At 63.2% G+C, this 11,569-nt stretch carries 8 protein-coding genes; 1 reads left to right on the forward strand and 7 read right to left on the reverse strand.

From position 1 onward, the window contains the following. Nucleotides 1-12 precede the first annotated feature (12 nt). From AB7I40_RS14010 to AB7I40_RS14030, 5 genes are read right to left on the reverse strand one after another with little or no spacing between them, the layout of a single operon-like run. Nucleotides 13-1,251 (reverse strand): aromatic ring-hydroxylating oxygenase subunit alpha, encoded by a 1,239-nt coding sequence (locus AB7I40_RS14010; protein ID WP_428348027.1) that lies wholly within the window; start codon nucleotides 1,249-1,251, stop codon nucleotides 13-15. Nucleotides 1,252-1,284: 33 nt separating this feature from the next. Next, entirely contained in the window at nucleotides 1,285-3,087 is a 1,803-nt protein-coding gene (locus tag AB7I40_RS14015; RefSeq protein ID WP_428348029.1) for an ABC transporter ATP-binding protein, read from the reverse strand. A gap of 39 nt (nucleotides 3,088-3,126) precedes the next feature. Next, on the reverse strand, nucleotides 3,127-3,870 hold the full coding sequence (locus AB7I40_RS14020) for an SDR family NAD(P)-dependent oxidoreductase (RefSeq protein WP_428348030.1): 744 nt from the start codon (nucleotides 3,868-3,870) through the stop codon (nucleotides 3,127-3,129). Next, nucleotides 3,867-4,301 carry a metal-sulfur cluster assembly factor gene (locus tag AB7I40_RS14025; RefSeq protein WP_428348031.1) on the reverse strand — a complete coding sequence of 145 codons (435 nt, stop codon included), beginning with the start codon at nucleotides 4,299-4,301 and terminating at the stop codon, nucleotides 3,867-3,869. The genes AB7I40_RS14020 and AB7I40_RS14025 overlap by 4 nt, the downstream gene beginning before the upstream one ends. A 55-nt stretch (nucleotides 4,302-4,356) precedes the next feature. Further along, nucleotides 4,357-5,550 (reverse strand): amidohydrolase family protein, encoded by a 1,194-nt coding sequence (locus AB7I40_RS14030; protein ID WP_428348032.1) that lies wholly within the window; start codon nucleotides 5,548-5,550, stop codon nucleotides 4,357-4,359. 414 nt (nucleotides 5,551-5,964) lie between these two features. On the opposite strand from AB7I40_RS14030, the gene AB7I40_RS14035 reads away from it, so the two are divergent. Beyond that, entirely contained in the window at nucleotides 5,965-6,909 is a 945-nt protein-coding gene (locus AB7I40_RS14035; protein ID WP_428348033.1) for a LysR family transcriptional regulator, read from the forward strand. 748 nt (nucleotides 6,910-7,657) lie between these two features. Here the strand turns inward: AB7I40_RS14035 and AB7I40_RS14040 are convergent. Continuing rightward, a complete protein-coding gene (locus AB7I40_RS14040) occupies nucleotides 7,658-9,277 on the reverse strand; it encodes an AMP-binding protein (RefSeq protein WP_428348034.1) in 1,620 nt (539 codons plus the stop codon). A gap of 1,564 nt (nucleotides 9,278-10,841) precedes the next feature. Next, nucleotides 10,842-11,465: an FAS1-like dehydratase domain-containing protein gene (locus tag AB7I40_RS14045; RefSeq protein WP_428348102.1), complete on the reverse strand. Its 624-nt coding sequence runs from the start codon at nucleotides 11,463-11,465 to the stop codon at nucleotides 10,842-10,844. Between the last annotated feature and the right edge of the window lie 104 nt (nucleotides 11,466-11,569).

An 11,569-nucleotide genomic window follows, 5' to 3' on the forward strand; every position in this document is an offset into this window, starting at 1 on the left:
TCTCGTCCCACATCAGGCGTTCCCTACTCGGTCGAAAGCGGGGAGCATGGCTGACCAGTAATCACGGTCGAACCCACGGACAGTGGCCTCGCGGTCATGGAGTTCGGGTCCAGGATCGATCAGCCCCGTGCGGAAGCCCTGCTGAACCTTGGCGATGATATCGACGTCTTCGCTGACAACCTGGTCGAACAATGCGTCGATTCCCGACTGCATTTCCCTCTCGCTCGCTCGCGCGTAGTAGCGCACGGTCAGTCGCGAAGCGTCGGGGCCAAGCGGGTCCAAGCGGCCCGCGGTGACCCCCACTCCGATGCCGAAGGATAGGAATGTGTTCGGGTACCCCCAAAGCTGCTGAAATGGAAGCTCGCCGCTTCGTTTTACATGCTCTTCGAGTTCCTGACCGGTGTCTTCCCCGACCACGCCGCGGATACCGTCACGGAATGATGTGGAGATGTGATTTGCCCGCGGAGCCACGCGCGCACGAAAGTTGTTGTCGTCGAGTTTGAAGAGCGGGGCGAGAGATTTTGGATGGGAGGTTGGGCAGTGATAGCACTCCATCGTCTGATGGGCTACCGCCTTCCAGTTCGCCTTGTTGTCGAAGTGCCATTCGCTCACGAACGTCATTTCGTCATCGACGAAGGGCTCGCTGTAGGCCACCTGCTGCGCCAGCTCTGGCAGTTCGCCCAGTGAGTCCATGAGGGACTGCTCCGGCGCGATGGAGACGAAGACGATGCCTGCCCAGATATCGAGCGACAGAGGTCGGAGGCCAAGAGTCTCAGCCTTTGGGAGAACCGGACGGCGAGTATCTCCACTGCCCCCTGCGCTGAGGGCCCAGCCCGGAGCGCGCTGTAGCCCTCCGTCCAGGCCGAACCGCCATCCGTGATATCGACAGGTGAACGCCTTACAGTTCCCCTCCCGCTCCTCGGCAACGATCATCCCGCGGTGGGAACAGACGTTGAGGAAGGCGCCCAACTGGTTGTCTTCGTTCCGCACGACGATCACCGGATACTTTCCCAGCTGCGCCGTCACGAAATCCCCCGGCTCGCGGACGTCCCCAAGCGTGCAAGCCATTTGCCATGAAGGCTTGAAGATGTACTCGTCCTCGAGGACCTCGATGGCCGGGTCGGTGTGGAAACGAGCGGGCAAACCATACCCCTCGTCGAGCCGCTGCTGCACGAGGTCCGGCTGAACCCAGTTGAGGCCACCGAGGTCAACCGCCCGGGTTCGCCTCATTGCCTTGCCGGTGATCGGCATATCTGTCTCCTTCACAGGTAGGGCTGTTCGCTTTCAGTCGATCGCTTGCTCGAAGCGCCGCAGGATCGGCGCGCTGCTCAACAGCTCACGGGTGCGGTGGTGCTGGGGTGTCGTGAACACGGTGTCGACGGCACCCTGCTCGCAGATCCGGCCGCTGTCGAGAATGACCACGTTGTCGGCAATGGCGTTGACTACGCCGAGGTTGTGGGTGACGAAGAGCAGGGCAAGCCCGAGCTCGTCTCGCAGCTCGGTGAGCAGCTCGATGACCGCGGCTTGCACGGAGACGTCCAGAGCGGAGGTGATCTCGTCGCAAATCAGGAGCTCCGGTTTGGCGGCCAGTGCCCGGGCGATCGCTACTCGTTGGCGCTCTCCTCCGGAGAGCTCTCCTGGAAACTTGCGGGCCAGACGTTCGGGCAACTTGACGCGCCTGAGTAGTTCGGTGGCTTCTGCCTCGGCCTTCACTCTCGGCAGACCTCGGAGTATGCGAGCGGGACGGCTCACTTGGTCGCCGACCTGTTGCCTTGGGTTGAGTGACTCATAAGGATTCTGGAAGATGATCTGGCAGCGCCGGCGCAGTTCACGTGGGCGGTCCCGGGCGCTGGGCGCGAGCATTTCGCCCACCAATGTGATGGTGCCGCCGCTCCGGGCGTGCAACCCCACGATCGATCTGGCAATGGTTGTCTTGCCCGAGCCCGATTCACCCACAAGCGCAACGCACGAACCTTTGCCAACGGTGAACGAGATTCCGGATGCGACGGTCACTGTGTTTCCGGGTCCCTTGTGCTCAGCCTTGAGATCTTCGACCACCAGGATCGGGTCACTGCGCGCTTGGCGTGTCAGGATCAGTTCGACCCGACCTGGAGGCGGCGTGCGTTCGGCTTCGATGCAGCGGACGAGACGACCAGCACCGAGATCCTCCAGCGGAGGCACCTGCTCCGTGCAGCGGGCGACGCCCTGGTCGCAGCGTGGAGCAAAGGCGCAGCCTTGCAGACGATCCTGCGGGCCGGCGGCGATACCCGGGATTCCTTGCAAGACGTAGCGGGCAGAATGATCAGGGCTGGCTGCGAGGAGGCCGCGGGTGTAGGGGTGTCTTGGGCGGGACAGGATGCTCGCGGTCGGCCCCTCCTCCACCACCCTCCCCCCGTACATGACCGCAATGCGGTCTACTACCTGAGAGATGACGGCGAGGTCGTGTGAGACGTAGACCATCGCCAGCCCGCGCTCGAGGTGCAGTCGCTTGATCTCCTGCAATACTCGCGCCTGGGTGACCACGTCCAGGCCGGTCGTCGGCTCGTCGAGCACAACCACGGGTGGCTCCGACACGAGCGCCGATGCGATGAGCACCCGCTGCTGCTGACCGCCGGAGAGTTGATGCGGGAAGCGCCGGGTGAACTCTCGGGTCGTTGGGAGTTGCACCCGATCAAGCGCAGCCAAGACTGGACCGAGTTCTGCACGCTCCGTCCGCTGTGCGTAGCGGACGTCCTCCAAGAAGGAGCCGATTCGCATCGATGGATTGAGGCTGGTTGCCGGATCCTGAGGAACATACGACAGGAGGCGGCCGCGGATGCTCCGAGAGGCACGCTTGTCGGTCAGCTGCACGTTTTCACCTGCGATGGTGATCACTCCATCGGTGATCCGCATGCCTGGCCGCGCGTAGCCGAGAAGGCCGAGACCCGTCGTCGTCTTTCCGGAGCCCGACTCTCCGACAATCCCCAGGGCCTGTCCCGCGTTCAGTCGCAGCGAGACGTCTTCCACGATCGGGCGTCCCGAGAGGAGCTCCACCCGCAGTCCCGTCAATTCGAGCACCGGCGTCTCTGGGCCCTTTCGAGTGGTCACGGCACGATCACTTCCCAGGTGAGCGGATGTCGATCCCACTCAGAACACAAAGTGCAGCCCGCCGTCGACGACGATGCTGGAGCCCGTGATGAACGAGGCTTCATCGGAGGCTAGAAACCGGACGACGGCCGCGACTTCCTCGGCTGTGCCCATGCGCTTGAGCGCGCTGCGATCAACGAAAGGTTGGCGCCCTTCGTCGTCCACGCCTTCCCAGACCGGCGTATCGATGGCGCCCGGGACGATGGCATTCACCCGCACCGTCGGTCCGTATTCAGCGGCCAACGACCGGGTGAGTGAGAGCACACCACCCTCGGCAGCGTCGTGGCCAGCGTGCGAACCGAACGACATTCGAGCGTGGATCGACCCCGAGTTCACCATGGCTCCCCCGGAGTTCACCAGGTGCGGCATGCATGCTTTGACCGAGAGAAATATTGCCGTGAGGCAAACACCCAGCTGCCCGTCCCATTCTTTCAGGTCGAGCTCGTGCGTAGGCTGTTCGACGACCGTAAAGGCGTTGTTGTAGACAACATCAATTTGTCCGTAACGCTCCAGGGCAGAAGCCGCGAGCCGCTCCCAGTCTGGCAGGGAACTGACATCACAATGCTGATAGGAGCAATCGCCGCCGTCAGCGCGAATTTCTTCTGATACCTTCTCGCCGCGTTCATCGTCGATATCGGCCAGCACGACGGAGGCTCCGATGTCTGCGAAGAGCCTCCCAGTGGCAGCTCCGATGCCGCTTGCACCACCCGTGATAATCACTGTCTTTCCCTGAAAGTCCGTCATGCCTCTGGCTCCAATCTGGCTGAATCGATGTTGACTTCGACTGCGTTCGAGGGTCGCGGCGACCCACTGGCACCGGGAACGGTGCGAGCGATGTCGCGCCGACGCGCATCCAACTTGACCTTGACTTCCTCGGACATCTGGTCGGGTGACCAAGTGCCGTGTGCGCCCCAACCCACGGAAATGGCCCGGACGTCGCTACGGGGTTCCAGCAGTCGGTGCACCGCCTGTTCGAAGAAGGGCACGAACGTGCAGCCCGGGAACGTGACTCGAAGCTGGATATCCACGTCGTGCTGCTCGTCAACAGCCGGGGTGACGTTGACATCAACGACGAGACCCATGTCGACCATCCCGATGCCGAACGCCTGCGAGAGGCTGCACGGGTCCTGAATCTTGTTGAGCTCAGCTTTGACTTGCTCCACGGTCAGAGTCATCCCTGGTCCTTTCTGTGGAGTCGGGTGGGACGGTCATCGACCCTCTTCGCGGAGGTCAGACCGTGGCAGCAGCGGCGGCGAGGTTGTCGCGGTGTGCTTGCCAGGGGCCCACCTTGTTCACGCGCGCGGCCTCGCGGCGAGAGTGCCAGTCGTCCGTCGCGAGCTTCGCCAGTCGCGCCTGCGGATCGATCCCGTGCAGACGCGCGTAGTTGAGTCCGAAGATCTTCTTCTTGATCTCGGGCGTCAGCTCGGGGTAGTCATACCCGTCGATCAGATCCTGTGGCATCTCGAGATTGGCCAGCGCCTCGACCACGGGCTGGGGATGCGTGGCTGTGGCTCCGGTACCGAACAGCAACCGATCGCCAACCCCCGCCCGGAGGAACTGGCCGAGGATCTCGGCAAGCCTCCGCGGCTGACGAACTCCGATATTCGCCGTGCACTCGAGGTTGGCGTACACATTGGGGCTCACCTGAAGCTGCATGATGCACTCTTCCAGGAAAGCCCAGCCACTGTGCACGACCTCGAACGTCAGATCGGGGAACGCAGCCGCAGCGACCGAGACGTCCTCCACGCGATCCTTGTCAAGCCGGCCCGGACCAACCGGCATCGCCTTGTGCACCGCGATCTGATGCACGCCCAATTCCCGAGCCTTCTCGAAGAACGGGAACACCAGCTCTCGATCATCGTAGAAGGCCGTCTCCACGAGACCAGTCACCTCGTCGAACACTCCGTTGGTCGGGTAGAACTTGAAACCGTCCACCAGGCCCGTCGCGTGACGTTCCTCCATGTGCTCAAGCTGGCTCGGTCCAAGCAGCGGGTCCACGTACGCGTAGAGCAATACCCGGTCCGGGTTCGCCCGCTTCAACTCGGCGCCTCGTTCCCACGGCGAGATGCCATTCTTGAAGATGCCAGAGATGACGACCTCGTGGTAGACGAGGAGATCAACATCGCTCTCCTCGAAATACAGCTGCGCAGTCTCCTCAGCGCTCCACGCCGTACGGACCTCGTCAAGGGTCTTCTGGAATCCAGGCGCATTCGACTCCAGGACCACGGTATTGCCCTTCCAGTCCTCCTCGACAAACGCGCTGAAGACCTCAGGGGGGCAACTGTCCGCGCAATTTGAGGGTGAGAAGTCGAAAGAATGACCAACCCCGTCGATTACGATGCTGTCCTGAAACATGCCGCTTCCACCTTTCTCTGGCCCCAACCTTCCATCGCGAAGCTGGAGTTGATGTTCGATGCTGGCCATGCTTCACCGGATGTGATGATGATGAGAAACAGCAGTTGTTCCAGGTTCGTACCACGCAGGTTGTTTAATCTGCGGCGGACGGCTCAGCCGCTTGTGGAACGGTGAAAGGTCACCCTTGCGCAGGCCGAGGATCGTTGCGGCCTGCCAGCCGATTTCGCGGAGCTCGGCGAGGTGCCCTGCGACCCGGGGCGCCAAAGGGGTCGGAACCGGCCGGACGTGCCGAATCAAGGCGGCCTCGCGACCTCAGCGACCCTTGCAGGGGAGTCGAGCGATGGTCGGCCGTGTCGGCGGCGTGTCCTCCCCTCGCCACGGACCTGGCCTGACCTGGATTTGTCGCGCGCCTCCCCGTTTCGAGATCCGTCGACCTCTGTTAGGTTTAAAGACCAGACCTTTTCTGGGACGACAGGAGTCACAATGGACGTCAGTTCACGTCGTCTACAGCACTTCGTGACCCTTGCCGAGGAGCTACATTTCACGCGCGCTGCTCAAGCCCTCCACATCTCGCAACAGGGACTGAGTCGGAGCATCAGCCAACTCGAGCGCGAGGTTGGTGCCCCGCTCTTGGTGCGCACGAAGCGATTCGTCGCGTTGACAGAGGCCGGGCAGGTGTTTCTCGGCGGGGCACGGGCCATGCTCGCGACCCTGGATACGTCTGCGGAAGCGGCACGCTCGGTGCACGGCAAGGTGGCTGGCCACCTGCGGGTCGGCTTCACCGTGTGCTCGGCGCTTGAGTTGACGTCCCCGATCCTCCGGGAGTTTCAGTCGCGCTACCCGGCCGTCTCGGTAGATCTGCAACCTTATGGATGGCAAGACCCATCGTGTGGGCTGCACTCAGGAGCCACCGACGTCGCATTCGTGCGGATGCCCATCGATTTGGGTGACATTCAGACCGAACCAGTACTTGTGGAACCCCGCGCAATCGGGGTCCACTCCTCTCACCCCCTGGCCACGCGCTCATCCGTGACGTTGAGCGATCTTGCCGGGGAGCGAATCATGGCACCGAGCACTGACGATGAGGCCTGGGCCGCGTTCTGGACCCTTCGGGACACTGGTCGCGATGAGGCGGCGCTGCCACATCCACACCGCGCGGCGAGGTCTATGGAGGAGGAGCTCGAGGCCGTCGCCGCCGGTTTCGCCATCTCAGTCACCGCTGCTTCGATGTCTCGGTTCACGCCGAGGACGTCGGTAGTCTTTCGTTCGATCGCTGACGTTGTGGGTTCAGAACTGGTCCTCGGCTGGCGCGGGCGTGGTACACCGCGCACTGAGGCTTTTCGTGAGATCGTCATGGAAGTCCGGGACCGTGAGCCCGGGCTGCTCTTCCGGATTGCCGCAGCCAATGGCAATCCCAAAACGTTCTGATGTGCTGGGCTGACCGGCACGTCCTGACAGCCAACTGATTGACGGCGGCCCCCAGAGGCTGCGTGGCGTCCTCCAGCGTCGTGACACTCCAGCCAGCGCTCCCGGCGCGGCGGTACTCACCCGGGTTGATGAGAAACACGAGTGCTAGGCCAACGCGACTCCATGCGACGGAGCATTCTGCCTTCAGGGGCTGCTACGCCCTGTGACCCGGATCGATCAGCCACTGGATGCGGTCGAACCTTTATCCGGGCTCGCTCGCCTCGGCGTGCGGCCCGCTTTTGCGATCTGGACCCCGCGCCACCATCGCCGGGGAGCCTCTCCACGGCCGCGGGGCGAGCAACCCCAAGCCGTCGAGTTCGACGCAGGATCGTCGAGAACGACGGCCAGCCCAACTTGAGACCGGTCCAGTCTCGTCCCCGCCGCTGCCCCCGCGGCCAGATCCAGGACCCGCTGCTCACCGACCGACGACTTGCGCCACGGACCTCGACGCCGAGAAGATCGCGCAGATCACCTCATGCGGTAGCGAGGTGTCCACCGACGGCCGCACCGGCGGGAGGTTATCGATCCCGCTCGGGACGTGAATAATCCGCGGCGTGTCCGATATCCGGGGGACGATCCAGTCGGCACCAAGCAAATCCAGCCGACACGGAGAGATGAGAGCCCACCAACTCAGCGGCGACGGCAAATATCTCCACTAAGGTGAAGGGCCGCTCCAGCCCGTGTCACTGACGCCCTATCAAGGGCCGCCCTAGACGGCTCCCCGGACTGGCGAGCCGTGGTGCGCCAACCCGTCATCAAACGTGTTTTCGTTTCGCCAGTTGTCACGGAGCACGTACTTGTTCACCTTGCCGCTTGGCCCCTTCGGGAGTGCATCGACGATCTCCACGTATCGGGGAGTCATATACTTTGCGAGGCCTCGGCGTGCGATGGCGAGCACCTCGTCCGTGGTCAGTCCGATCCCCGCCACGGGAACAACGACTAGTTTCACGTCTTCCTCCGTAAGGTCGGACGGAACTCCAATGGCCGCCGCCTCAAGGATCGCCGGATCGCGTTCCATCACCGACTCGATCTCAAAGGCAGAAATGTTCTGCCCACGCCTCCGGATCACATCCTTCTTACGCCCCGAGAAATGCAGACGTTGATCGACGTCGAGGTAGCCCAGGTCACCGGTGTGAAACCAAAAGTTGCGCATCGCCACAGCGGAAGCCTCTGGATTGCGCCAGTACCCCGTCATCTGCGTGAAGGGGTCTCGCGGTCTGACGGCGATTTCGCCTACCTCGCCGGGAGCTAGGGGACGATCGAAATCGCCAATGATCTGAACGTCATGGTGCTCACAGACGCGTCCGCAGGATCCATCATGGTGCGGCTCGCTCAAGGAGTCCCATGCCGGGAGGCACGCTTCGGTGGACCCGTAGTTCTCGGCCAACTTGAGTCCGTACCTCTGTTCAAGTTCACGCCAGTTGCCCGGTGTCGGACATCCATGCGCGAGTCGAACGGTGTTGTCGCGGTCGTCTGGACGCTCGGGCTGCTTGGCCAAGATGGTGAGGGCGGCACCGATGTAATCAAAGACCGTGGCGTTGACCTCGCGGATCTGGCTCCAAAACTTTGAGGCGCTGAACCTTTCGACGATCGCTGCCGTGCCGCCGGTGAGAAGCGCGGGGTAGATGCAGCAAACCGGCGCTTGTCCGTGGAATAGGGGGTATGGGGTGAAGAGGACGTCGTCCTCGCGTATACCGACGTGCCACACCACCTCCGAGGCGAGGTGGAGGAGGTAGTTGTGACTGATCTCGACCATCTTCGAAGGGCCGGTCGTGCCTGAGGTTCCCCGGAGCATGCACGGAGCGTCAAGTGGCACCTCAACGACCGGCCGCGGCGCTGAGACCGTCAGCGCATGAAAGTCGGAGAGCACAACCCACCTGAAACGGAGCAGTTCGGCGGGCGGCTCCCAATCCGGCGCACCCTTGAACACGATGGTTTCGAGCGTTGTCAGCTGGTCGGCAACTTGCGCGACCGCCCGGGCAGAGGATTCCTCAAGAACGATTACTTTCGGCTGCGCGAGCTCTAGTTGATGGACCAGCGCCGATCCGACAGAGTCCGGATTGATTCCGGCCTCGATGGCGGCAAGCTTGGCGAGAGCGAACATAGTGAAGACGTACTCCGGGCAATTCCGCATCATGATGCACACCACATCCCCGGTGGCTGCCCCGGATTCTTCAAGCCCATACCGATACTGATCAGCCAGGTGGTTTACCTCCTCGTAGGAATAGCGCTCCGCGTGCCACGCCAAGAACGTCTTGTCCGAGTAACGCGCTGCTTGTTCCTCGATTACCGACCCAAGATGGGTCCATCCATTGATCACACTTGTCATAGTCGATCCTCTGTTCTGATTGCGGTCTATTGTTTCGCCCTGTGGCCTTCCCAGAGCGGAGCAATCGGAGCTCAGGGTGGGCGGCGTCGCCATGCACCCTGGTGATCCCGTCCACAGTGCTCCTCAGGGAGGTGCGCCGAGCATTCCGCTCTTGCCCGCGGGGGCTCGGGGCACGTGGCAACCTGAGCTGTCTAGCGAGCAACGCAACTTCGGTCCCGAATTTCGCTCCACTATGAACCCTGCAGCCGAGAAGGGCCCATGGCGCGATTCTGGTCCAGCCCCCTAGAAAGGGGAAACACCAAATGCGCCTCTACCTCCTTCGTGCCGGTTGTCAATCGATCCAAGGCTCGTCCCGATTCGACTGAGGTAGATCCGTGGTCCCCTCTTGCGGCGGAGCTTGCGCCATCGAATTGGAGGCTCGGCTGGTCTCGGCTGCCGGCTGTGGCCCACCAGGTCGCGGTTGCTCTTTCGTCTCGGACTGCGACAAGGTGCCGATGCCCTGGTGGGTCGGCATCACCTTCACTGCGGGCGATGCCGGTAGTCGGTCGCAGTCACCAGCTCGAGCAGGAACAGCGTCACCACGGCCCCTGGCGTCCATGGGCGGCGTCGCGTACTGCTTGGAACGCCCTGGCCGAGAGTGTCATCGCGACCCTGGACTGAGCGCTGTTCTGCTCACCAGCCCCCACTTCGCCGAGAATGGCGCACGCCCGCAGCAGGCGTAGTAGCCCCAGTCCTCCCCACTCCCTCGTCACGCACCGAACATCGCAGACAAATGTCGCGACTCGGGTGTCCACTCAATGGCCCGATATTCACCTTCAAGTCTGGCCAGGAGGGCAGGTTCGCACCCGCCATCCGCGTCGGCCGACGCGTGGTCTGGGAGGAACGCGAGATCGCCTCCTGGGCGGCCGAACAGCGAGAGCAGACCGGATAGGTGTCATTCACGCACTACACGACTGCTGATGGTCGGGTCCGCTTTCGGGTGCGGTTGAAGGTCCAAGGAAGCAGGTCGCGTCCCGGGTCTTCGGCCGCCGAGCCCCGACGCCCTCGCCTTGGAGCAGGAACAGACACGAGGGTTGCGAGTCGGCGAGTGGGTGGATCCCCGGTGAAACCGTTCCACCATGCCCGTCGTCGTCGGCCCGTCAGCCGAAGGTGCGAGGGCCGTGGTCTCCACAAGCTCGACCACCGAAGGGCACGCTCGACCACCGAGGGGTCACCCCGATCACCGAGAATCCGCGTGAGATCCGGTGACAGGAGTCGAACCCGCGACATCCTCGTTACAAGTCCGATTCCCCACGCCTGACACTCGAATCGAGGGCTTGTGGCTGAGCGTGAGACCGCGCTCCTCGTCGCTGCTGCTGGCTGGATGTGGGCCTGCGGGGACATTGTGGGGATACGCAAGCTCCGAGTACGCCCCCGATGCCGGGCTCAGCGACAGATGTTGTTCGTAATCGGCATGCCTTTGGCCAGCAAGCACCGTCACCCTCCAAACCCGCGCGCGCATCCCCTCGCGCTCGCTCGCGCACCGCGGCGTGCGGCCGGCTCCGCCGATCCCAGCCGGGGCCAGTCACGGCCACGACGTTCGACCGTCTTCCGTGGTCAAGGTCCCCGTTGCTGTCTGCCGGCCTGACAGATCACGGACTCCGACATCGACGCTCCCGTCGCCGATAGCGCGGGCGCGCGCCACCAGCCCTTGGTGTTCGAAAAGTGGTGCCCGCAGGCGGTACTCAAGTACGGCTTGCCCCGTTGGCATGAGTCCCGCGGCACGCGCGGTCTCTGTCATTGCTAGTGCCTGGAGGGGTCCATGTGTCACGAGTCCGGGATAGCCCTCGACCTCGCCCGCGAATTCGCGGTCGTAGTGGATCCGATGAGCGTTGTAGGTCAGCGCGGAAAAACGGAACAGCATGGTCGGGTCGACGGGGAACCGTCGCTCGCCCGCGGTCAGCGGCAAGCAGCCGGTAACAAGGTCGCGTGTTGCGGCGGAACCGGTGTTGGGGCTGCGGTAGACCACGTCCTGCCACTCCTCGACGACGATCTGTCCGCGTTGCTCGACTTCGTGCGCGACCGTCACGAAGCGCAGGAGCCCCGAGCGACCCTGTCTTTCCTCGGTGCGCACGATCCGGGTACGTCGGGTGAGACCGTGCCCGACCAGGAGTGGACCACGAGTCTGAATCCGACCTCCGGCCCACATCCGGCGAAGCCCCAACTCCGGAGGTGCCGGGATGGTGCCTCGTAAGGGGTGTCCGTCGAGGCCGAGGTCGGCCTGCGCCGGTCGCTCGAGGCAATAGAGCCAGT

It is taken from the genome of Nocardioides sp., from assembly GCF_050246775.1.
In the GTDB taxonomy this organism is placed as follows: Bacteria; Actinomycetota; Actinomycetes; order Propionibacteriales; family Nocardioidaceae; genus Nocardioides.